Consider the following 22,251-nt stretch of genomic DNA (forward strand, 5'->3'; position numbering starts at 1 on the left):
TCGGGGACACATGAAGATCACAGGCATCCGCGCGACCACGGTCACCGTGCCGCTGGAGGCGCCGCTCCTGCACAGCAACGGCGCCCACTGGGGCCGCTTCGTCCGGACGATCGTCGAGGTCGAGGCCGACAACGGGCTGATCGGCCTCGGCGAGATGGGCGGCGGTGGGCAGAGCGCCGAGGCCGCCTTCCAGGCCCTCGCCCCGCACCTGGAGGGGCACGACCCCTTCGAGCTGGAGGCGCTCCGCTTCAAGATCGCCAACCCGACGGCGAGCCTGTACGACAACCGCGTGCAGATGCTCGCCGCCATCGAGTTCGCCTGCCTGGACCTCATCGGCCAGCACCTCGGCGTCCCGGTGCACGACCTGCTCGGCGGGCGCATCCGTGACTCCGTCCCGTTCGCGTCCTACCTGTTCTTCCGGCCGCCGGGACCCGGCGGGGTCCCGGAGGTCCGCACGCCGGAGCAGCTCGTCGCGCACGCCCGCGACCTCAAGGCCCGGCACGGGTTCGGCGTCCACAAGCTCAAGGGCGGCGTGTTCCCGCCGGAGCACGAGCTGGAGAGCTACCGGGCCCTCGCCGAGGCGTTCCCCGGCGACGGCCTGCGCTACGACCCGAACTCCGTGCTCAGCCTGAAGGAGGGCCTGCGCTTCGGGAAGGCCATCGAGGACCTCGACAACGACTACCTCGAAGACCCCGTCCTCGGCCTGGAGGGGCTGCGGCTCGTCCGCGAGCGCGTGGACGTCCCGCTCGCCACCAACACCGTCGTCGTCAACTTCGAGCAGCTCGCCGCGAACGTGCTGCGCCGCAGCGTGGACGTCGTCCTGCTCGACACGACGTTCTGGGGCGGCATCCGGGCCTGCGTGAAGGCGGCCGGGGTGTGCGAGACGTTCCAGATCGGCGTCGCCGTCCACTCGTCCGGCGAACTCGGCATCCAGCTCGCCACCATGCTGCACCTCGGCGCCGTCCTGCCCAACCTCACCTATGCCGCCGACGCGCACTACCACCACCTGGCCGACGACGTCATCGAGGGCGGCCTCATGAAGTACGCCGACGGCAGGATCGCGGTGCCCAGCGGGCCGGGCCTGGGCGTCCGCCTGGACCGTGACAAACTCGCCGAGTACGCGGAGCTGTACAAGGAGCTGGGCGGCTACCCCTACGACCGCGACCCGGGCCGTCCCGGCTGGTACCCGATCATCCCGAACGACCGCTGGGCGGACCCTGCCGTCCCACTGGCGCCGCTCGAATAACCTGCCACCTGTGATTCGTTACGCGACCCCCGACGACGTCCCCGACATCCTGCGGCTGATCCGCGAACTGGCGGACTACGAGCGCGCCCTCCACGAGGTCAAGGCCACCGAGGAGCAGCTGCGTGAGCGGCTCTTCGGCGACGACCCCAAGGTCTTCGCCCACGTCGCAGAGCACGAAGGGCGCGTCGTCGGGTTCGCCCTGTGGTTCCTCACGTTCTCCACGTGGAACGGCACCCACGGCATCTACCTGGAGGACCTGTTCGTCGAGCCGGACGTCCGCGGCCACGGCTACGGCAAGGCCCTGCTCACCGAGCTCACCCGCATCGCCGACGACCGCGGCTACGAACGCGTCGAATGGGCCGTCCTCAACTGGAACGAACCGGCCATCGGCTTCTACGAGTCCCTCGGCGCCCGCCCCCAGGACGAGTGGACGGTCTACCGCCTCACCGGCGACGCCCTCACCAAGGCCGCCCGAGCCTGACCCGGACATGGCAGAGGCCCGGCCAGCCGCAGGCCGGGCCTCAGCGTTCGTCCAGATCAGCCCTGCTTGGGCAGATCAGCCCTGTTGGGCAGATCAGCCCTGCTTGGTCTCCCAGAAGATCTTGTCGATCTCCGCGATCTTGCCCAGCAGGTCATCGGCGACCTTGGGGTCCATGCTCCCCTTGGTGCCGGCCGCGCCGGCCAGCTTGGTGGCCTCGTTGAACAGCTGGTGCAGCTGCGGGTACTTCTCGAAGTGCGGCGGCTTGAAGTAGTCGGTCCAGAGCACCCACAGGTGATGCTTGACCAGCTCGGAGCGCTGCTCCTTGATCAGGATCGCCCGGGCGCGGAACTCCGGGTCCTCGTTGGCGGCGTACTTCTCGCAGATCGCCTTGACCGACTCGGCTTCGATCCGGGCCTGCGCCGGGTCGTAGACGCCGCACGGCAGGTCGCAGTGCGCGGACACCGTGGTCTTCGGGCGCAGAATCTTGAGCAACACCTGCGAATCCCTTCCCTCGTTGCGGATCATGCTCAGGGCACCGACATTACCCTTGTGCCGCGGGGCGCGTCCGTCCAGGGCACTCGGTATTTCGGCCTAAGACCCGGACCGCACGCGGCCCGGAACCTTCAGTGTTCGTCACCCCCATCCGCCGGACTATGCGGCCCACCAAGGAGGATCATGCGAATCTGCGGGACGCGGCGCGGGGTGTTCTGGGCGCTTGCCGGTGGGGTGGCGCTCGCCGGTGGGGTGGTGCTTGTGGTGGCTGGGGTGCGGCGGGTGCGGACGGTGGAGGTCACGGGGGAGTCGATGCTGCCGGGGCTGCGTCCGGGTGACTGGCTCATCGTCCGGGCTGGAGCCCGTCCCACGCCCGGTGCCGTTGTTGTCGCGGAGCATCCGCAGCGGCCTGGGCTTCTCGTCGTGAAGCGCGCGACGCACCGCACTGATGAAGGCTGGTGGCTGGAGAGCGACAACCAGCGCGCCCCTGGGCGCAGTGACAGTTGGGACTTCGGGGCCGTCCCCGACGCCCTCGTGATGGGACGTGTTCTGGCCCGCTACTGGCCCCTTCCGGTGAAGCGCGTGCCCTAGCCCTGGCGGGACGGGGACGGGAACGGGGACGGGGACAGGACGAACTGGCCGAAAGTACGACCGCTGCTGGGGCGAACCATGCTTTGGGCCGGTGATCTGGGACGGCGCCGTTGACGACGATGCCGTCATGCCACATGAAGACCCCGTCCCGATGCTGCACGCCGAGGGACTGACGAAACGATATGGCCGACGGCGAGAGGCGCTGAGCGGAGTCGATCTGCACGTTCCGGCCGGGCGCATCGTGGGCCTCGTAGGGCCGAACGGCGCGGGCAAGTCGACGTTGCTGAACATGGCCTGCGGGCTGCTGGAGCCGACGTCGGGCTCGCTGCGCGTACTGGGGTCCCCACCGGCGGCGAGTGCCGCGCACCTGGCCAGGGTCGGGTTCGTCGCGCAGAACACCCCGGTCTACCCCTCGTTCAGCGTGGCCGACCATCTGCGTCTGGGGGCGCGCCTGAACCCGTCCTGGGACCAGGGCATGGCCGAGCGACGCCTCGCGCAGGTCGGACTCAACCCGGGCCAGAAGGCGGGACGGCTGTCGGGCGGCCAGCGCGCGCAACTGGCGCTGACGATCGCCGCCGCCAAACGTCCCGAACTGCTGGTCTTCGACGAGCCGGCCGCCGCGCTGGACCCGCTGGCGCGCCAGGGCTTCCTGGCGAACCTGATGGAGTTCGTCGCCGAACTCGGGGCCAGTGCGGTGCTGTCGTCGCACCTGCTCGGCGACATCGAGCAGGTCTGCGACTACCTCATCGTGCTGTGCGACGCGCGGGTCCAGGTCGCCGGGGACGTCCGCGACCTGCTGGCCCGTCATCACCGGGTGTCCGGCGATATCGACCGGCTCCCGGCGGGCGTCGAGATCGTCCGGGCGGAGCAGCGCGGTGCGATCGTGCGCGGCGCCCTTCCGCCATCGGAGCTCCCGTTCCGGGCCGGTCCCGTCTCGCTCGAAGAGTTGGTGCTCGCGTACATGTCGCGGGCGAACACGCCTGTCGCCCGGGTCGGCGCCGTGGCCGGGGAGGGATCACGATGACCTGGCTGAACTGGCGGCAGTTCCGCATCCACGCGCTCGCCGGCGCCATCGGGCTCGCACTGATCGCCGCCTACCTGCTGTACCTCGGCATGGACATCCGGGACGCGCACGACGCCTACCGGTCCCGGTGCGCCGACACCGCCGCGTGCGCGCAGGCCGCGAGCCAGTTCGCGGGGACCTACCGGAGCACGCTGCTGTTCATGGCCGCCGGCCTGGGGCTGATCCCCGTCGTCCTCGGGGCCTTCTGGGGAGCGCCGCTGATCGCCCGGGAACTGGAACTCGGCACCCACCGGCTGGTATGGAGCCAGAGCGTGACCCGCCGCCGCTGGCTGATCGCCAGGATGGCGTTCACCGCCCTGGCCGCGATGGCCGTGACGGGCCTCGCCGCCCTGCTGCTGACGTGGGCTGCCGCCCCGTACGACCAGGTCGCCTCCGACCGCTTCGGTGCGATCGAGTTCGGTGCCCGCAACATCGCCCCGATCGGCTATGCCTTCCTCGCCTTCACCCTCGGCACCACCGTCGGGCTCCTCGTCCGCCGGACGCTCCCGGCGATGGCCATCACGGGCGTCGTCTTCCTCGCCGTCCAGTTCACGGTGCCGAACATGGTGCGGCCACACCTCATGCCGTCGGAGGAGGTGACCTTGCCGATGACCGCGCAGGCCATCAACGGGGCCAAGAACCTGGGCAGCATCACCGGCGCCCCGGTCATCGGCGGGCTGCAGGTCCCCGGCGCACCCGACGCGTGGATCAGCGACACCAGCCCGATGCGCACCGCCGACGGGCGGACGCTCAGCGAGAAGAAGTTCAACGCTTGCCTCGACACCCCGTCCAAGACGGGCGCGGGCGGGACGTTCGGTGACGCCGCGCTGTGCCTGTCCGCACTCGACCTGCACGTCGACATCGAGTACCAGCCCGGCGACCGCTACTGGTACTTCCAACTGGCCGAGACGGGCCTCTACCTGCTGACCGGCGCGCTTCTGACCGCCGCCGCCCTACGCCGCATCAGGCGGGTGTGAAGCACTCATGGAGAACAACCGCGGAAATGCCGCCGACCGGTCATACGTGCTGCTCAACATAGGTCTGGGTCTGATGTTCGCCCTGGGCAGCGCCTTCACGGCGTTGATGCTCGCCGTCAGCTGGGGCGGGGCCTACTGCGTCTTCACCACCGCCGTCGCAGTGGTCGTGAGCGGGCTGGCCCTGCTGCGAGGGCGCCGAAGGGTGTGGCCCGCAGCGGCGGGCCTGACCGTGGCGGCCGGTGCCGTGGGCGTGTCCTTGGCGACGGATCTGCCGCAGGAGCCCGCACCCACGACGGCCTTGGCCCTCGCCGTCCTCATCGGCTCCGCCCTCAGGGCCGTGCCGGCGCCGTCGGCCGCCTGCATCGCGGTGGGCGGCGTCGCCGTGATCGCCCTCGGCTGGGTCTCCGGCGTCTCCGCAGTGACGGCACTGGCCACGATCTTGATCGTCGGCGGGCTCGCCGCCGGGGTGCTGCTGCGCGCGATCGCGCCCGTCCCGCCGTCCGACACGCCGATAACCTGGCCGACATGACCGTTCCGGGGGGATGGGTCCGGGGCGTCTCCGTGACCGGGCTCGGCGCCGCGTTCCTCACGGCGATCACCGTGCAGGCCACCGCCATCGCGCAGAGCTGGGGAAGCTGGTACTGGGCGCCGGGCTGCGCCTTCGCGGCGGCGGTGTGCCTCACGGCCCTGGCCGGGCTGCGCCGCCCGCTCTGGCCGGCGGTCGCGGGGCTCGTCCTCGCGGCGGCGGCCATCGCGACCACCCGCCTGAGCAGCTCCGACCTTCCCGCCGAACCCAACCCGGCGCTGGCGCTGGGGCTGGCAGTGCTGACCGCCTCCGCCCTCCGGACCCTCCCACCGGCACCGGCCGCCGTCATCGCGGCGGCCGGCCCAGTGCTGATCACCGCCGGTCAGCTGGCCGCCGGGCCGCCGTTCGCCGAACTCGCGGCGGTGACGGTGCTGGACGGCCCGATCTGGCTGGCCGCAGTCGGCGTCGGGCTCTCGCTCCGGATCCTGGACGCGCGGGCGCATGCGACCGCAGAACTGGTCCGGCGGGAGGAGCGCCTGGAACTGGCCCGTGAACTGCACGACGTCGTGGCACACCACATCACGGGCATGGTGCTCCAGGCGCAGGGCGCCCAGGTGGTCGCGCGACGCGACCCGGAGCAGGTGAGCGAGTACCTCAGCGAGATGGAGGTCGCGGGCACCGACGCCCTGGCTGCGATGAGACGGGTGGTCGGCCTGCTCCGCGACACGGGCGACGCGGCACCGGCGACCCCCGGACCGGAGGGCCTCGGCGCACTCATCGACCGCTTCCGCCGCCAGGGCCCCAAGGTCACGTTGACCATGCCGGACGAGAACAACTGGCCACCGGAGGTGACCACCACCGTGTACCGCGTCGCGCAAGAGGCGTTGACGAACGTCCTGCGGCACGCCCCCAAGGCCCGAACGGTCACGGTCACCGTCGAGCAGTGCGCAAGGGCCGTCACCATCGAGGTCGCCGACGACGCCCCCGCACCCGTGGCCCGCCACTCCCATCGCGGCTACGGCCTGATCGGCATGCGCGAACGCGTCGAGTCGCTCGGCGGCTCACTGCAGGCGGGGCCGAGCCCGGGCAGCGGCTGGTCAGTGCGAGCGAGCCTGCCCACGGGGGAGCCCCGGTGACCATCTCGGTTCTACTCGCCGACGACCAGGCGATGGTCCGCCGCGGGCTGCGTCTGATCCTGGAGGACCAACCCGACATCACGGTCGTGGCGGAGGCGTCGGACGGGGCCGAGGCAGTCGCTCTGGCACGCAGACTGCGTCCGGACGTGTGCCTGGTCGACATCAGGATGCCCCGGCTCGACGGCATCGAAGTGACCCGAGCACTCGCAGGCCCGAAGGTCTCCGACCCGATGCGCGTCGTCGTGGTCACGACCTTCGACCTGGACGAGTACGTCTACGGCGCACTGCGCGGCGGCGCGGCGGGCTTCATCCTCAAGGACGCCGGACCCGCACTCCTCGTCGAGGCGGTCCGCGCCGCCCACAACGGTGAGGCACTGGTCTCGCCCTCCGTCACCGTCCGCCTGCTGCAGCACCTGACGGCCGCCTCGGCACCACCGCGCACCGTCCAGCCACCCCTGTCGGACCGCGAACTGGAAGTCGTCCGCGCCCTCGCCCACGGCCGCACCAACCAGGAGATAGCCGCAGAGCTGTTCATCTCGCTCAGCACCGTCAAGAGCCACCTGTCAGGCATCCAGGCGAAGCTGGGAGTGCGCAACCGCGTCGGCATCGTCACCTGGGCATGGGAGAACCGCCTGGTAGACCCGTCCTAACCCACCTGTTCGGCGCCTGGAATCCGTTGTAGGCATCAGGCGAGGGTCTTGTGTGTGGCCAGGTTGTCGCAGACCGGCTGCGGCGCCGGGCGGGGTCTGTTCCGACGTGAGGATGGCCGCTTGCCGGGCCATGTCCGGCAGGATCGGGGGTGGACGTCCGGGCCGCGCCTCATCGGCCGGGCTCATCGGCCGGGCTCATCGGCCGGGCTCATCGGCCGGGCTCATCGGCCGGTCCTGCTGGCCCGCTCTCGATGCCTCGATGAACCGGTTGTGCCGCTTGGCCGCCGTTGGCGGTGAGACGCCCAGCTCGGCGGCCACAGGCGTGTGGAGCGCACCCGGGCTGGGCTGGGCGCATGCCGGCACGATCCGGCACCGCAACGCATACGCCCGCGACCACGCCGCCGCCCGCGCCCCACGCTCCAACGCCGCCCGCTCGGGCGCGGTCACCGAAAAAGGCCCCTGCGGTCGTCCCGCCCCCGGCCTAGCACAAATTCACACCACGGATATCAAATGTAGAACATCAGCGGGGTTTCTGTTGTTGGTCCCGGTTGCGGCGGTCTTTTACCGGATTAGTGTGGTTGCTGCGGGTGCCCGGTTGCGGTGGCCCCTGCGGGTCGGTGTGGACGTTGCGGTCGTGGTGGGCTGGAGTCACTTCGGCTGGGCTCGGTGGCGTGGGTGTGGTGGTTCGGCTGCAGGTCGGTGCGTGGCCGCTGCCCTGGACCCGGGGCCTTCGGCCCCGAAAGACCGCGGCTGGGTGATCCGGTCCGTTTACGGCGCCCGGATGGGCGAAATATTCCCCGAATCGGCTCGGCGGTAAAGACGACAAGATTCTTTGGTGAAATCAGGGTGATCTTGCGTGACTGTTCGATAACATTGAGTCATGTGTTCGAGCCGGATCGACACCGCGTCGATGTCCACCGAGGAGCTGGTGGACATGGCGGCGGCGATCGCGGCCGAACTCGCCCACCGCGAAGCGCCCGCCTCTGCGGCCGCCTGCCTCGCCCAGGCCGAGACCCTCGCCCGCGCCACCGACCAGCACGAAAGCGCACTGGCCGCTCGGATCGCCCGCGTCGATGCCTCCGGGGAGATGCGCCGGTGGGGGCTGCCCTCCACGCTGGCATGGTTGCGGACCCGGCTGGGCATGCGCGAAGCCCGCGCCAGGGAACGCCTGCACCTGGCCCGCCAGCGCCACCGCCTCCCCGAGGTCACCCGCCGCCTCATCGACGGGGAACTGTCCTACGGATACGCCGCCACCATCAGCGCCGCCGTCGCACGCCTGGACGACACCGACTGCGCCGCCGCCGAACACATCCTCCTCGACCTGGCCGGGCAAGGATTCTCCGCGGGCAAGGTCGCCGCGTTCGGCAACAAGATCACCGACCTCATCGCCGAACGCGACGGGCACGAGCAGGCCCCCGAGGACGCCGCGCGAGGATACGAGCAATCCTGGATCGACTCGACCCGGTCCCTGGACGGCGGCCGCTACATCAAAGGCTGGCTCAACGCCGAAGACGCCGCCATCTGGGACGGCACCCTGGGGCCGCTGGCCAAACCCGCCGGAACCGACGACCACCGCGACCTGTCCGAACGCACCGCAGCGGCATTGACCAGCGTGCTGGCGGGCGGGCACAAGGCCACCAAGGTCACCGTCATCTGCGACCTGGACACCCTCACCGGCGGCACCGCACCGGCACGGCTCACCGACGGCACCCCCATCCCCGCAGAACAGGCCCGGCGCATCGCCCTGAACGCCGGAGTCTCACCCCTGATCCTGGGACACGGCAACACCCCGCTCTACCTAGGGCATCGGGTCAGGTTCGCCACCGCCGCACAACGCCAAGTCCTGGAAGCCCTCTACGCGACCTGCGCCGTCGCGGGGTGCGAGGTGCCCGGGACGCTGTGCGAAGTCGACCACGTCCACGGCTGGGCCCTCGGCCACAGCCCCACCGACATCGACCAACTCACCCTCACCTGCGGATGGCACAACCGCTTCAAGCACACCAACCCCCAGCAAATCGCCATTCTTCACGACCATGCCGGCCGCTACGCCTACCGCGTCCTGTCACCCGACGGCCCACCCGGCACCCACACACCGCCGGTGCGGCAACCCTCAGCCAACGACCTCTGGACCACCACCACACACCACGTCCGAGCCGGCCCCCGCCATCCCCGTCGCGCACCCCACAAAGCCACTGCCAAACGCCACCCCCCGAACACCAGCAGCCACAACCGGAGAGAGTGAGCCTTTTCAGCGTGCTGCGGTTTTACAGAGTTGCAGGATGTGGTGGATTGCCTTGGCGATGCGGCTGGCGTGGTAGGGGCAGCAGCGCAGCTTCCGCAGAATTCTCCATGACTTGAGCTGCGCGTTCGCGCGTTCGCCGGGTCCGCGCAGCTTGGCCTGTGCGCGGTTGGCGTCCCTTCTGCGACTCGGGCTTGCCGCGTCCTCTGTAGGGCGTGAGGATGTGCGCACCGGCGCCCTCATAGGCCTTGTCGGCCAGCACGAGCAGCCCGGCGGCGGCCAGCGCCCGGATGATGCCCCCAGTTCCGGGCCGTGGTCAGGTCGTGGACCGCGCCGCGCAGCGGTCCCGACACCTACCGCAGGGTCCTGTCCGGGGCCGCGATGACCTGGAAGTTCATGCAGTGGCGGCGATGCTTTCCCGAGTAGTACGGCCGGTCGACGGCGACCCGGTCGATCGAGATCAAGATGCCGTCCAGAACCAGGTACGGCAGGCCGTCCTTGACCACTTTGGCCAGCGCGGACCCGAGCTTGGGCGACCGGGCGGCCAGCGCGCCGGCGGTCTCGTTGACGTAGCGTCAGGCATGGTGGTCGATACAGCAAACCCCGCGCCCAGTTCGGCGTAGGTTTCGCCTTTGCGCAGGTAGACCAGGGTCATGAGGGCCTGCAGGCCTGGGGGCGGGGCACCGGCCTTCGCTGTCGATGGCCTGCCGGTGACGGCGGACGACACCGGTGGCGTAGGCCAGGGTCCGGCGCGACAACGGCAGCGAAGCGCGGTACAAAGCTGTGAAAGCCTCTGGTGGGGACGGGACGTTGTGAGAGACCAGCCGTCCTACCAGGGGTTTCTTGACGTTCGAGGCCCGCCACCCCGTCCGCGATCATGCTGTGATCGGCGCCTCAACCGCCGCTGAAAAGGCTTAGGGCGTGTCTCACGTGGATTTGATGGGTGGTGCGGCATGATCGGGGATCGTGTCGTCGGATCTTGCGCTCCGGTTGGTGCCGGATGAGTTGTGGGCGATCGTCGAGCCGTTGGTCCCGGAGTTCACGCCGCGCCGGCAGGGTGGCGGGACGGCGCCGGTGGACGATCGGGCGGTGTTCACCGCGATCGTGTACGTGCTGACCAGCGGGTGCGCGTGGCGGCATCTGCCGGGTGAGTTCGGGGTGAAGGTGCCGACGGCGCATCGGCGGTTCACCGCCTGGACGGCCGCGGGGTTGTGGCCGCGGTTGCACCATGCCGTGCTGGACGAACTCGGGGCGCGCGGGCAGGTGGACTGGGCGTCGGCGATCGTGGACGCGGCCGCCGTCCGGGCCAAAAGGGGGGCACGCTGACCGGCCCTAATCCGGTCGACCGGGGCAAGAAGGGCAGCAAACTCCACGTGCTTTCCGACGCTGGCGGGCTGCCGTTGGTGGTGGCGGTATCGGCCGCCAACGTCCACGACAGCCAGGCGCTCAAACCGCTGCTGATGGCGTTGCCGCCGATCCGGTCACGACGCGGACCACGCCGGCGGCGGCCCGCCAAACTCCGCGCCGACAAGGCCTACAACTCCGCCGAGCACCTCGCCTGGCTGCGCGGGCGCGGGGTCGTGCCGCGCATCGCCCGGGCCGGCGTCGAGTCCGGCGAGCGGCTGGGCCGCCACCGCTGGAAGATCGAACGTACGCTGGCCTGGCTGTTCGGCTATCGGCGCCTGACCATCCGCTATGAACGCCACGGCCACCTGTTCAACGCCTTCCTCGTCCTCGCAGCCACCATCACCTGCTACAAGAAACTCGCCAAACTCCCCACATGAGACACACTCTTAGTGACCACTTTTCGCACCTGGTGTTCTGCGATTGATATCCGTGGTGCATATCTGTGCTGGGTCGGTGGCGGGGGCGGGACGACAGAGGTGCCTTTCGGTGACCGCGCCCGAGCGGGCGGAGTTGGAGCGTGGGGCGCGGGCGGCGGCCTGGTCGCAGCCGTGAGCGTTGCGGTGCCGGATCGTGTCGGCATGCGCCTAGCCCGGGTGCGCTCCACACGCCCGTTGCCGCCGAGCTGGGCGTCTCACCGCCAACGGCGGCGGAGTAGCGCGACAGGTTCACCGAGCGCGGGCCAGCAGGACCGGCCGATGAGCCCCGGCCCGGACGTCCACCCTTGATCCTGCCGGACAACGCCCGGGAAGCGGCCACCCTCACATCGGAACAGACCCCGCCCGGCGCCGCAGCCGGTCTGCGACAACTGGCCACCCACGAGACACCTACAACAGATTCCAGGCGCAGGACACTAAAGGCTGTCCCGTAATGGTGGAGGAGCGCGGTCGAGTGTGCTGCCGGTGACCTGTCGGTCCAGGCCGGGGCAGCCGACCATTGTCAGGTTGCGCATGAGGGCGGTGCCGCGGGTGGTGTGGTGGACGCCGTCGCGTTTGCGGCGGCAGTTGCGCCGGATGTTCCACCACTTCATGTGCGCGAAGGCGTGCTTGACGCGGGCCCGAACCTGTTTGCGGACGGTGTTGAGCTGGTGCTGCCAGGCGGGCAGTTGAGGGGCGCCGGTAGGGCATGATGACTTGACGGTTTCCTTGGTAGCCGCCGTCGGCCATCACGTGCGCACCCCGGCACGCCCGAGCCGCGCCCGAATCGCGGTAGGCCGTGCAGTCGTTGTGGTTGCCCCGCACCGGACGCCCGCCGCGACCACCAGCCGGGTATTGGTGTCGATGACGACCTGCATGTTCACCGAGTACCGGTAGTTCTTGGACGAGGCGCTGATCGTCCGGTCGTGAACGGGCACGAGTGTCCCGTCCACGATCAGCACCGCGTCCGGGGCATGCTGGTGGGTGACCGGGCCAGTGCCGGCAGCGGCGCCAGGTGGTCAACCAGCCGATGCGCAGCCGACTTCGACACCCGAACAGCAGTGCGACCTACCGCAGCGTCAGGTTGGTGCGGTAGTACACCGCGATCAGCAGCACCCAGTCGGCCAGCGGCAGACTCCAGCGTCGCCCGGAGCCGATCTCCTCGCCGCCGCGACCTGCAACGATCCGCACCAGACGGCGGAACTGCCGCACCGACAGGCCGGTGAACCCCGGCACCCGCTCGTCCCGATCGGCCTGATCACCTGCTCGACAGCGAGATCAACGATCTTGGTCGCCCCTCGTTACGGGGCAGCCTTTAGTGGAAGAAGTCGAATTCGTTGTTGCGGACGCCGGCGAGGAAGGCTTCCCATTCGGCGCGGGTGTAGATGATGGTTTCGGCGTCGGGGCGGTGGCTGTGGCGGACGGCGACTCGGTCGGTGCCGTCCGCCAGCGGCCCGGCTTCGACGCAGTTGCCGCCGTTGTTGGGGCTGAAGCTGCTGATGTGCCATGCGACGTCGGCGCGCTGCTGAGGCGTAAGTGCTTCTGAGGGGTGTGATTCGCTCATCGCCATTCCTCTGCTATCGCCGAGATCAGATTGACTGACTCGGCCGGCCCGAGGGCCAGGGACTCGTGTCCAGCGTACGTCCGTGAGAACCGCTCGCTCTCGGGTGATTCAACGTAGATGGTGCCTGCCATCGTCTCTGTGTACGCGACCCGCGGGAAGGGCTCGGGCAGCTCGAAGATCTCGAAGCTGCCATAGGTACTCACCGGAGTCCTGGTGCGAAAGGGCAGCACGCGGATGTCCACCGCGGACCTGGCAGAACAACGAATGAGGTGGCTGAGTTGGTCCGCCATGGTCTGTGGATCGCCGATCTGACGGCGCAGTACTGCTTCGTCCAAGACGACCGATAGGCGAGGTGGAGCGTCGCCTGCCAGTACCTGCTGGCGGTCCATGCGCAACTCGTGCCAGCGACTGATCTGTTCAGGAGTCGCATCGGTGTCGTTGATACGGATCACGGTTTCGGCGTACTCAGGGGTCTGAAGTAGGCCGGGGACGACTATGGCGGCGAAGGAGCGGATGAGGTCGGCTCGTGACTCCAGCCAGGCGTAGTCGATCAGTGAGCCCACGACGTCGGCGGCGTAGCCGTCCCACCAGCCCTTCTGCCAGACGTCCTGGCTGAGGGTCATGAGTGCGTCGCGTCGCTGCCGGTCCGAGACGCCGTACAGGTCGAGCAGGGCCATCAGATCGGGGCGGCGGATCGGGTAGAAGCCCGACTCGAACCGGCTGACGGTTCCCGGATCGCGCTGGAGGTACTCGGCGACCTCCTTGAGCATCAGGCCGCTGTCGTCCCGCAACTCGCGCAGTTGCTGTCCGAGCCACTGGGAGCGCAGTGTCGCCCGTTGCCGTTCGGCCATGTCGGACTCCCTTCCTCGCTCTGGGACACCTTCTCGCAAGAATCTTGGTGAACAACTTGTTCAACTTCGGATCGGGTGCGAGTATGCAAACTGTAGACCATGTGTCACAGTCTGTGGTCGCGATCGAGCAAAGAGCGGGCCGGGACGGATCATCGCGTGGAGGCGGAGCCGTCCCGGCCCGGGGCTCGGAAGGGGGTATCCGGATGGATGACGTCCACGAATCCGAACTAACGCCTGTCTACCACGCGGAGGTGGCGGAGTGGGCCGTAGAACTCGGGGTGGGGTGGCGCCCCGGCTGTTCGCGCTGGTGAGGGACGAGTCCGGTGAGGACGAAGCGGTCGTCGAGGAGATCCTGGCCTACGGGATCGCCCTGCCGGACGGCTCCGCCGCCACCGTGCCGCTGAGCGGGCGGGGGTTCGGGCGGTGGCTCACCCCGGAGAGCGCGTCACGGCGGACGGCCACAGGACTGGTCTGGCTGTCGCCAGGGCAGTGAGGAGACGAGTAGACCCCGGAATCTCGCGGGTTCCGGGGTCGGTCTTCGTCCAGGGGGTGCTGGCTATTGGGGCAGGGCCGCATAGAGCAGGCGGTCGTGCCACCGGCCCCGCAGGTGCAGGTGGTCGCGGAGATGGCCCTCGCGCCGCATGCCGATCTTGGTCAGGACACGGGCCGACGCGGCGTTGCCGGGGTCGCAGGTGGCCGTGATCTTGTGCAGGCCCAGGTCGTCGAAGCCGAAGGTGAGCAGGGCAGCGGCGGCTTCGCCGGCGTACCCGCGTCCCCACCACTGGCGGTCTAGGACGTAGCCCATTTCCGCGCGCCGGTGGGACGTGTCGGTGACTTGGAGTTCGATCGATCCTATGAGCGTGCCCTGCTCCTGCTCGACCACGGCGAGCCCGAACCGGTGGCGGGGGAGAGCGTCGGCGTCCTGCACGACCTCGGCCAGGAATGCGGCGGTGTCCTGGGTGCTGTTGGGGCCCCAGTCGGTGTAGCGGGTCACTTCGGCGTCGCCCGCGAAGGCGTGTACGGCGGCGTGGTCACCGGCGCGGAACTCGCGTAGCAGCAGTCGCGGGGTTCTCAGCTCCATGATCTGCAGCCTGCCACGCGCCGTCCCTTACCGCCCGGCGGTGGTGTGGCGCCCTGGCTGTTCGCGCGGGTGAGGGGGAGTAAGGACGCGGGCACGCCGTGAACGATCTACGCGGTGGGGGCCAGGGCGACGTTCTGGCCTGTCCGGGTGACGGTGATGCGGAGCCTGCGAAGTGCGTCGGGTGCGCGCTCTGCCCGGAGGACCGATTGCGGCTGCTTCTGACCCCGTAGCGGCATGAAGAACGCGTCGCCTACCGCGCGTCCGGTCGCAGTCCCTTCTGCGACGTCGAGCACCAGGAGCGCCCCCGCGCATTCAGGGCCCGAGTAGGGGATCACGAGGCGGCCGCCGTCGCTAGTCTGCTCGATCCATGTGTACGGGATCGTGCGAGCTGCAGCCGTCACGATCACGCGGTCGAAGGGCGCTTGCTCGGGGGCGCCGTCCTCGCCGTCGCAGTTGACGACGGTGACCCGGTCGGCGAAGCCCGTCCGTTCCAGGGCGGCCGATGCGGCGGCGGCCAGCTCCGGGTCGATCTCCACCGTGGTGACGCGGACGCCGAGGTCGGCCATGAGCGCCGCGTTGTAGCCGGTGCCGGTGCCGATCTCCAGCACGTTCAGGTCCGGCTCCAGCTCTGCGGCCTCGATCATCTGCCGCATGGTGTGGAGGGCCGAGGACGAGGAGGTCGGCCAGAGCATGCCGTTCGCGTCCCGGCTGACCTGGGTGACCACCGACTCCTCGTCCGCGACGTGCTCCGCCCACAGCTCCGGATCGTCCGTGCGGTCGAGCGGCCGGAGTTGCTCGCCCTCGGGGCGTATCCAGATTCGCTCGGGAATGAAGTCGGCCCTGTTCACGCCTGCCCCGAACCGTTGCAGAGCGGACACGTCACCTCTTTCTTCTTCCCGTCGTCCCACTGGTCCTGCTTCCCTGACCCGTTGCAGCCCGTGCACTGGACCGGTTTGCCGTGCTTACCCATAAATCACCTCACCGATTCGTCAGTCGAGATAACGGTAAGCACCGCATGGCCAACGCAGTGTGACTATCAGCGAGGTCGTTGCAAACTAGTCATGCGACGGTATGGGGTCCGGTCAGTGCCTGAGCCTCTGGTCTCACACTGATCCCATGATTCGGCACGACACGGAGGCTGGCGATCTTGGTGCTGTCGAGGGTTGAGGGGCGACCGTGATGGCAGTCCCACCGTATGACGGGCCGGTGGCCCGTGCTCCGGTGCGGGAGCACGGGCCGGGCGGTCAGATTCGGTTGACGGCCTCGCGGCGGGCCTGGTCGGCGACCGCGGCGGTGACGGCCGGGGCGACCCGGTCGTCGAAGGGGTTCGGGATGATGTAGTCGGCGGTCAGGTCGTCGCCGACGATGTCGGCCAGGGCGTTCGCCGCGGCCAGCTTCATGCCCTCGGTGATGCTGTGGGCGCGGACGTCCAGCGCGCCGCGGAAGATGCCCGGGAACGCCAGCACGTTGTTGATCTGGTTCGGGAAGTCGCTGCGGCCGGTCGCGACGACCTTGGCGTGCCGGCGGGCGACCTCCGGGTGGACCTCGGGGGTCGGGTTGGAGAGGGCGAAGACGATCGCGTTCTCCGACATCGTGGCGACGCAGGACTCGTGGACGGTGCTGCCGGACAGGCCGATGAACACGTCGGCGCCGCGCAGCGCCTCCTCGGTGGAGCCCTTCAGGTGCGACCGGTTCGTGATCGCGGCGATGCGCTCCTTCACCGGGTTCAGGCCGTCGCGGCCCTCGTGGATGAGGCCCTTGCTGTCGGACAGCGCGATGTCGCCGATGCCGCCCTCGATCAGCATCTTGGAGACGGCGATGCCGGACGCGCCGGCGCCGGCGACGACCGCGCGCAGCTCCGACAGGGGCTTGCCGACGAAGCGGGCCGCGTTCTTCAGCGCGGCGAGCGCGACGATCGCGGTGCCGTGCTGGTCGTCGTGGAAGACCGGGATGTCGAGGGCGGCGCGGAGCCGGTCCTCGATCTCGAAGCAGCGGGGGGCGCTGATGTCCTCCAGGTTGATGCCGCCGAAGCTCGGCGCCATCCGGATCACCGTGTCGACGATCTCGTCGACGCCGGTGCAGCTCAGCGCGATCGGCACCGAGTCGACGTCGGCGAACTCCTTGAACAGCAGGGACTTGCCCTCCATGACCGGCATGGACGCGGCGGGGCCGATGTCGCCGAGGCCGAGCACGGCGGTGCCGTCGGTGACGACGGCGACGACCTTGGACGTCCAGGTGTAGTCGTAGGCCAGGTCGGGATTGTCGGCGATGGCGGTGCACACCCGGGCGACGCCCGGGGTGTAGGCCAGCGATAGGTCGTCCTTGTTGCGGACGGGGATGGTCGACCGCATCTCCAGCTTTCCGCCGCGATGCAGCGGAAACGCCGGATCGTCCTCCAGTGAGGGCGGTTCGGTGGGAATGGGCTCAGCAGCCACAGCGACCCCTGTCAGTGAAAGTTGGCTTTCTTGCGATGCCGCCGCGGTGGTGGTGTTTGGTGGCCTCACCAGGGTGGTCATCTCGCGACGTACGGGGGTCACCCGTTGTCCGATTGTGCCACACGGGGTGCGGGCCGCCCGGTGACCGGGGTAGGTGTTGACCGTCACGTGACGGTCGCCACATGTAGCGGCCTGGTAGCACACGGTGGGTGAAGCGGAGGTAGGCGCGCCTTTCGACCGCTACCTCGTTGCGTGATTGTTTCGGACCCTTTATCCAGATCAGGGAGGTTGTGCGCCAAACTGTGCACCTGACCTTCGGATCTGTACGGATCCGACGAAACGATCTGAAGGGGGACCAGTGACCACCGGTTCTCTGCGCCGTCGCCTTGTCGCGGCGAGCGCGCTCGTGCTGGGCGGCGCGCTCGCCCTGTCCGCTTGCGGCGACAGTGACGACTCCGGCGACTCGGGCGGCGGTGCCGCCGCGAACACGAGCGCGGACAGCAAGCTCGCCGCCATGGTCCCCGACGCCATCAAGAGCGACGGCAAGATCGCGGTCGGCATCAACGCCGCCTACCCGCCGAACGAGTCGGTCGACCCGGCCTCGCAGAAGATCGTCGGCTGGGAGGTGGACCTGTTCAACGCCGTCGCGGCCAAGCTCGGGCTGAAGACCGAGTACCACAACGCGGGCTTCGACACGATCATCCCGGGCATCCAGTCGGGCAAGTACGAGATCGGCGTCTCCTCCTTCACCGACACCAAGGAGCGGGAGAAGGCCGTCGACTTCGTCACCTACTACTCGGCGGGGACGGCCTGGGCCACGCTGACCGGCAACCCCAAGGGCGTCAACCCCGACGACGCCTGCGGCAAGAGCATCGGCGTCCAGCAGGGCACCATCCAGGTCGACGACCTGAAGGCGCGCAGCAAGAAGTGCACCGACGCGGGCAAGCCGGCGATCAAGTCGGTGATCCGCAAGGAGCAGACCGAGGTCAACAACGACCTGGTCGCGGGCAAGGTCGACGCGATGGCGGCCGACTCGCCGATCGTCGGCGACGCGGTCAAGAAGACCGGCAAGCTGGAGATCATCGGCCAGGTCTACGACACCGCGCCGTACGGGTTCGCGCTCAGCAAGCAGTCCGGCCAGTTCAAGGACGCCGTGCAGGGCGCCGTCAAGGCGCTGATCACCGACGGCACCTACAAGAAGATCCTGACGGACGCCGGTGTGGAGAGCGGCGCGATCACCGACCCGGCGGTCAACGCCGCGCAGAGCTGATCGATGACCGTCGACACCGACGCCGACCGGGGACGGCCCGAAGCCATCAAGGCCGTCCCCGTCCGGCACCCGGGCCGCTGGGTGGCGGCGGCTGTGGTCCTCGTGCTGGTGGCGATGTTCGTCCACTTCCTGCTGACCAGCGACGCGCTGGAGTGGTCGGAGCAGCGCAAGTACATCACCTCGGAGGCCGTCCTCAAGGGCGTGCGCAACACGCTGCTGCTCACCGCCGCCGCGATGGTCGGCGGCATGGTGCTGGGCACGATCCTCGCCCTGATGCGGCTGTCCGCGAACCCGCTGCTGAGCGGCGCGGCCTGGTTCTACCTGTGGTTCTTCCGCGGGACGCCGCTCTACACGCAGCTGCTCATCTGGGGCGCGATCGGGACGCTGTTCCCCACGGTCGGGATCGGCATCCCGTTCGGCCCCGAGTTCCACACCTGGAAGACGCAGGCGCTCGTCACGCCGATGCTGGCCGCGGGCCTCGGGCTGATCCTCAACGAGGCCGCCTACATGGCGGAGATCATCCGGGCCGGGATCCTGTCGGTGGACGAGGGGCAGCAGGAGGCGGCGAGCGCGCTCGGCATGTCCCGGACGCAGACGATGGGCCGCATCGTGCTGCCGCAGGCCATGCGGGTCATCGTGCCGCCGACCGGCAACGAGGTGCTCTCCATGATGAAGAACACCTCGCTGGTCGCGGCGGTCCCGTTCTCCGAGCTGACCTTCACCGCGCAGACCATCTACGCCAGCACCTACAAGATCATCCCCATGCTGGTGATGGCGTGCCTGTGGTACCTGCTGCTCTCCTCGGTCCTCATGGTGGGGCAGTACTACCTTGAGCGCTACTTCAGCCGAGGGGTCGGCAAGGGGTCGGCGCCGCGCGGGGGACGGATCCGCTTCCGGGGCGGAGGCGGCGGCCAGTGAGTGGAGGTGGCCAGTGAGCGGAGGTGAGGACATCGTGAGCGACCCGCTCTCCAAGGAGCCCGCGCGGGCGTCCGCGCCCGAGAGCGGCGGCCTGATGGTGAAGGCCGAGAACGTGCACAAGTCGTTCGGCCGCCTGGAGGTGCTGCAGGGCATCGACCTGGAGGTGCGGCAGGGCGAGGTGATGTGCGTCGTCGGGCCGTCCGGGTCGGGCAAGTCCACGTTCCTGCGCTGCATCAACCACCTGGAGAAGATCAACGCCGGGCGGCTGTGGGTGAACGGCCACCTGGTCGGCTACCGGCAGCACGGCGGCAAGCTCTACGAGCTGCGCGACCGCGAGGTCGCCGCGCAGCGCCGCGAGATCGGCATGGTCTTCCAGCGGTTCAACCTCTTCCCCCACAAGACCGCCCTGGAGAACGTCATGGGCGCGCCGATGTGGGTCAAGAAGCAGCCGAAGGAGCAGGTCCGGCAGCGGGCGCTGGCGCTGCTGGAGCGCGTCGGCCTGAGCGACAAGGCGCAGAACTACCCGGCGCAGCTGTCCGGCGGGCAGCAGCAGCGGGTGGCGATCGCGCGGGCGCTCGCCATGGAGCCGGCGCTGATGCTGTTCGACGAGCCGACGTCGGCGCTCGACCCGGAGCTGGTCGGCGAGGTCTTGGAGGTCATGAAGCAGCTCGCGCTGGACGGCATGACCATGGTCGTCGTCACCCACGAGATGGGCTTCGCCCGCGAGGTCGGCGACTCGCTGGTCTTCATGGACGGCGGCGTCGTGGTCGAGAAGGGCACGCCCCGCGAGGTGCTGGCGAACCCGCAGCACCCCCGGACCCGCGACTTCCTCTCGAAGGTCCTGTAGCGGCCCCACCACCACCCGGCGGCCTCCGCACCACGCGGCAGCCCCGGCACGCGCGGCAGCCCCGGCACCGCGCGGCAGCCCCTGCACCACGGGCGGTCCCCTTTCAAGGGGGCCGCCCTTTTTTCTGTGGCCACATCGGGCCGGACGATCACTGTTCCCGCGCGGAATCTTGTGGGTCATGATCAATGGACCCCCGTTCCCGACGGTTTTCACCCCCTGCCGAGTTCCATTGAACTGCGGGAGACCGTGTTGACGATCGTGTCGTTCGCCGGAGCAACTGCGCAGATTCTGCTGGCCGCCGTATTCGCCTATTCGTCGCTCACCAAGGTGCCCGCTTTCGCGGCTTTCCGTGATGTCCTGGAGAAACTCGGCGCCGGGGGAGCGGCCGGTCCGCTCGCCGCCGCCGTGATCGCCGGCGAGGCCGGCACCGCCGCCCTGCTGCTGGCGCTCCCCGGAACGCCGTGGCCCCGGCTGCTGGTCGTCGCGTTCGCCGCCGGGTTCGCCGCCGCCGGCCTGCGCGCCCTCACGCTGCGGGAACGCATCCGCTGCAACTGCTTCGGCGCGGGCGGCGCCGGGACGCTCGGGCGCCGCCAGCTCGTCCTGCTGCCGGTCTGGCTGGCGGCGGCCGGCCTGGCCCAGGCGCAGCCGCCCGGCTGGACCGCGGAGGAAGGGCTCGCCGGCCTCGCGGTCCTGCTGGCCGCGTTCACCGGAATACTCCTCCCCGCGGCCGCCCGCGCTTTGCGGACGCTGCGGGGAGACCGCGCCGCATTCGCCGAATCCAGCGGAATCGGAGTCGCCGATCCCGTGCGCGAAAAGGAGCTGACACTCGGATGACCCTGGCACTTCTCATCCTCGTTTGCGTGCTCGCCGCCCTGGTCTTCATCGCATTCTCCGCGCTGGTCGAGATGTTCCACCAGCTGAAGCAGATACGCGAATACCTGGAGATCGAGGACAGCCCGGTGCTGATCGATCTCGGCGACGCCGCCGGAACGGTCCCGAGCGCCGCCGGCCTGCCGGCCGAACTGGACACGGCCGGCCGCGCGACCGTGCTGTTCCTGTCGAACAAGTGCCGGACCTGCTTCACGCTGGCCGCGGCGCTCCAGGGCCGGGTCAGGCCGCCCGGCCTGTGGATCGTCGTCGTGCCCGTGCTCGGCGACGCCGCCGAGTTCATCGACCTGTTCGACCTGAGAGGCGAGCGGGTGGTGCTCGACGAGGACGAGCACGTCGTCAACCGGCTCGGCATCGACGCCACGCCCGCCGCCGTCCTCGTCGAGGACGGCCGCATGGTGAAGGCGCACAGCGTCCCCTCGTCCCGGCAGATGTTCGCCGCACTGCCGCCGCTCGAGGGGGACGGCAAGAAGGTCCGGCAGGCGGCCCACGGCTGACCTGCGACCTGCCACCCGCGGTACGGAGAGGTGTGAGTCAGATGCTCGGACGGCGAAGAACCCAAGGACACGCAGGACACACGAAGCACGGGGAGGCGGCGGAGCCCCGCTCCGACCGCCGCGGATTCCTCGGCTGGGCGGGCCGGGTCGGCATGGGCGCCGTCGGCGTCGCCGCCGGCGTGACGGCCCTGCAGCAACCCGGCGAGGCCGCCGTGAAGTGGCGGTGCTGCAACCTCTACTTCGGCAACCCCAACTGCCCGATCAGCTCGACCGGCAACCCGTACTGCCGGAAGGGCACGATGCGGGTCTGGTACTGCTGCAGCGGCTCCCGCAAGTACGCCTGCGGGGAGTGCACCGGCGGCTCCAGCTGCGGCAGCGGACCGTTCTACTGCTCCGCGGGCTGGGTCGTCCGGGCCAACAGCTGCTGACACCGATCCGACCTCGACCGACGTCAGGCCACGCCCGCGCGTGGCCTGACCAGGGGTGTCCACCATGCACACCGTGCTCCTGTCGGCACTGATGCTGCTCCTCGCCTGTGCCGGTTTCGCCCAGCTGTTCAGTCTTTGAGGCATCTCCTTCATCGGGTACCTCCGACCCCTGGTCCAGGGGAGAGCCTCCGACGAGCCCGCCCAGCGCCGCGCGTTCGCCGCGCTCGGCACCGGCTTCACCATCTCCGCGA

The 22,251-nt window shown here is 69.6% G+C and carries 23 protein-coding genes and 2 pseudogenes; 17 read left to right on the forward strand and 8 right to left on the reverse strand.

The window, feature by feature from the left end:
- The first annotated feature begins 10 nt into the window (after positions 1 to 10).
- Both HUT06_RS11080 and HUT06_RS11085 read left to right on the forward strand, forming a co-directional pair.
- Entirely contained in the window at positions 11 to 1,246 is a 1,236-nt protein-coding gene (locus HUT06_RS11080) for an enolase C-terminal domain-like protein (protein WP_176195643.1), read from the forward strand.
- Positions 1,247 to 1,256: 10 nt separating this feature from the next.
- Entirely contained in the window at positions 1,257 to 1,727 is a 471-nt protein-coding gene (locus tag HUT06_RS11085) for a GNAT family N-acetyltransferase (RefSeq protein ID WP_176195644.1), read from the forward strand.
- 93 nt (positions 1,728 to 1,820) lie between these two features.
- Here the strand turns inward: HUT06_RS11085 and sodN are convergent, their stop codons facing one another.
- On the reverse strand, positions 1,821 to 2,222 hold the full coding sequence (gene sodN, locus HUT06_RS11090) for a superoxide dismutase, Ni (protein ID WP_217711280.1): 402 nt from the start codon (positions 2,220 to 2,222) through the stop codon (positions 1,821 to 1,823).
- A 180-nt stretch (positions 2,223 to 2,402) separates the two neighbouring features.
- Here sodN and sodX point away from each other — a divergent pair, with 180 nt between their 5' ends.
- From sodX to HUT06_RS11125, 7 genes are all read left to right on the forward strand, one after another.
- Positions 2,403 to 2,810, forward strand: coding sequence for a nickel-type superoxide dismutase maturation protease (gene sodX, locus HUT06_RS11095; RefSeq protein ID WP_176195646.1), 408 nt, complete (start codon positions 2,403 to 2,405; stop codon positions 2,808 to 2,810).
- A 127-nt stretch (positions 2,811 to 2,937) separates the two neighbouring features.
- Complete coding sequence (locus tag HUT06_RS11100) at positions 2,938 to 3,834, forward strand: ABC transporter ATP-binding protein (RefSeq protein ID WP_176195647.1); 897 nt, start codon at positions 2,938 to 2,940, stop codon at positions 3,832 to 3,834.
- A complete protein-coding gene (locus HUT06_RS11105; RefSeq protein WP_176195648.1) occupies positions 3,831 to 4,850 on the forward strand; it encodes an ABC transporter permease subunit in 1,020 nt (339 codons plus the stop codon). Before HUT06_RS11100 ends, HUT06_RS11105 begins: the two co-directional genes overlap by 4 nt.
- A 7-nt stretch (positions 4,851 to 4,857) precedes the next feature.
- Positions 4,858 to 5,379, forward strand: coding sequence for a metal transporter (locus tag HUT06_RS11110; protein WP_176195649.1), 522 nt, complete (start codon positions 4,858 to 4,860; stop codon positions 5,377 to 5,379).
- The gene (locus HUT06_RS11115) at positions 5,376 to 6,512 is read left to right on the forward strand and encodes a sensor histidine kinase (protein ID WP_176195650.1); all 1,137 of its coding nucleotides are present in this window, start codon (positions 5,376 to 5,378) and stop codon (positions 6,510 to 6,512) included. The genes HUT06_RS11110 and HUT06_RS11115 overlap by 4 nt, the downstream gene beginning before the upstream one ends.
- Entirely contained in the window at positions 6,509 to 7,162 is a 654-nt protein-coding gene (locus tag HUT06_RS11120; RefSeq protein ID WP_176195651.1) for a response regulator transcription factor, read from the forward strand. Before HUT06_RS11115 ends, HUT06_RS11120 begins: the two co-directional genes overlap by 4 nt.
- A gap of 880 nt (positions 7,163 to 8,042) precedes the next feature.
- On the forward strand, positions 8,043 to 9,404 hold the full coding sequence (locus tag HUT06_RS11125) for an HNH endonuclease signature motif containing protein (protein WP_176195652.1): 1,362 nt from the start codon (positions 8,043 to 8,045) through the stop codon (positions 9,402 to 9,404).
- 6 nt (positions 9,405 to 9,410) lie between these two features.
- Here HUT06_RS11125 and HUT06_RS11130 read toward each other — a convergent pair.
- A pseudogene (locus tag HUT06_RS11130) lies at positions 9,411 to 10,180 on the reverse strand (transposase family protein).
- A gap of 187 nt (positions 10,181 to 10,367) precedes the next feature.
- Here HUT06_RS11130 and HUT06_RS11135 point away from each other — a divergent pair.
- Positions 10,368 to 11,185 (forward strand): IS5 family transposase gene (locus HUT06_RS11135; RefSeq protein WP_176195653.1). Its coding sequence is split into 2 segments (ribosomal slippage): positions 10,368 to 10,710 and positions 10,710 to 11,185, totalling 819 coding nucleotides; the frame shifts between segments, so codons are not numbered across the junction.
- A gap of 593 nt (positions 11,186 to 11,778) precedes the next feature.
- Here the strand turns inward: HUT06_RS11135 and HUT06_RS11140 are convergent.
- From HUT06_RS11140 to HUT06_RS11150, 3 genes and pseudogenes are all read right to left on the reverse strand, one after another.
- Positions 11,779 to 12,457, reverse strand: a pseudogene (locus HUT06_RS11140) (transposase family protein); the annotation flags it as partial.
- A gap of 79 nt (positions 12,458 to 12,536) precedes the next feature.
- On the reverse strand, positions 12,537 to 12,785 hold the full coding sequence (locus HUT06_RS11145) for a DUF397 domain-containing protein (protein WP_176195654.1): 249 nt from the start codon (positions 12,783 to 12,785) through the stop codon (positions 12,537 to 12,539).
- Complete coding sequence (locus tag HUT06_RS11150; protein WP_176195655.1) at positions 12,782 to 13,636, reverse strand: helix-turn-helix transcriptional regulator; 855 nt, start codon at positions 13,634 to 13,636, stop codon at positions 12,782 to 12,784. The genes HUT06_RS11145 and HUT06_RS11150 overlap by 4 nt, the downstream gene beginning before the upstream one ends.
- A 283-nt stretch (positions 13,637 to 13,919) precedes the next feature.
- Between HUT06_RS11150 and HUT06_RS11155 the strand changes: the two genes are divergently transcribed.
- Complete coding sequence (locus HUT06_RS11155; protein ID WP_176195656.1) at positions 13,920 to 14,129, forward strand: hypothetical protein; 210 nt, start codon at positions 13,920 to 13,922, stop codon at positions 14,127 to 14,129.
- A gap of 63 nt (positions 14,130 to 14,192) precedes the next feature.
- Here the strand turns inward: HUT06_RS11155 and HUT06_RS11160 are convergent, their stop codons facing one another.
- From HUT06_RS11160 to HUT06_RS11170, 3 genes are all read right to left on the reverse strand, one after another.
- Positions 14,193 to 14,717 (reverse strand): GNAT family N-acetyltransferase, encoded by a 525-nt coding sequence (locus HUT06_RS11160; RefSeq protein WP_176195657.1) that lies wholly within the window; start codon positions 14,715 to 14,717, stop codon positions 14,193 to 14,195.
- Between the two features lie 107 nt (positions 14,718 to 14,824).
- Positions 14,825 to 15,595 (reverse strand): protein-L-isoaspartate O-methyltransferase, encoded by a 771-nt coding sequence (locus tag HUT06_RS11165; protein ID WP_254715114.1) that lies wholly within the window; start codon positions 15,593 to 15,595, stop codon positions 14,825 to 14,827.
- A gap of 366 nt (positions 15,596 to 15,961) precedes the next feature.
- Positions 15,962 to 17,152 carry an NADP-dependent malic enzyme gene (locus tag HUT06_RS11170; protein ID WP_176195658.1) on the reverse strand — a complete coding sequence of 397 codons (1,191 nt, stop codon included), beginning with the start codon at positions 17,150 to 17,152 and terminating at the stop codon, positions 15,962 to 15,964.
- Between the two features lie 358 nt (positions 17,153 to 17,510).
- Here HUT06_RS11170 and HUT06_RS11175 point away from each other — a divergent pair, with 358 nt between their 5' ends.
- From HUT06_RS11175 to HUT06_RS11200, 6 genes are all read left to right on the forward strand, one after another.
- Entirely contained in the window at positions 17,511 to 18,422 is a 912-nt protein-coding gene (locus HUT06_RS11175; RefSeq protein ID WP_176195659.1) for an ABC transporter substrate-binding protein, read from the forward strand.
- Between the two features lie 3 nt (positions 18,423 to 18,425).
- Positions 18,426 to 19,340: an amino acid ABC transporter permease gene (locus HUT06_RS11180; protein ID WP_176195660.1), complete on the forward strand. Its 915-nt coding sequence runs from the start codon at positions 18,426 to 18,428 to the stop codon at positions 19,338 to 19,340.
- Positions 19,341 to 19,434: 94 nt separating this feature from the next.
- Complete coding sequence (locus HUT06_RS11185; protein WP_176201292.1) at positions 19,435 to 20,187, forward strand: amino acid ABC transporter ATP-binding protein; 753 nt, start codon at positions 19,435 to 19,437, stop codon at positions 20,185 to 20,187.
- A 258-nt stretch (positions 20,188 to 20,445) separates the two neighbouring features.
- Entirely contained in the window at positions 20,446 to 21,021 is a 576-nt protein-coding gene (locus tag HUT06_RS11190; protein WP_368407026.1) for a MauE/DoxX family redox-associated membrane protein, read from the forward strand.
- A complete protein-coding gene (locus HUT06_RS11195; RefSeq protein WP_176195662.1) occupies positions 21,018 to 21,572 on the forward strand; it encodes a hypothetical protein in 555 nt (184 codons plus the stop codon). Before HUT06_RS11190 ends, HUT06_RS11195 begins: the two co-directional genes overlap by 4 nt.
- A gap of 41 nt (positions 21,573 to 21,613) precedes the next feature.
- Positions 21,614 to 22,000: a hypothetical protein gene (locus tag HUT06_RS11200; RefSeq protein ID WP_176195663.1), complete on the forward strand. Its 387-nt coding sequence runs from the start codon at positions 21,614 to 21,616 to the stop codon at positions 21,998 to 22,000.
- Positions 22,001 to 22,251 lie beyond the last annotated feature (251 nt).

The sequence above is a fragment of the Actinomadura sp. NAK00032 genome (genome assembly GCF_013364275.1).
Classification (GTDB): domain Bacteria; phylum Actinomycetota; class Actinomycetes; order Streptosporangiales; family Streptosporangiaceae; genus Spirillospora.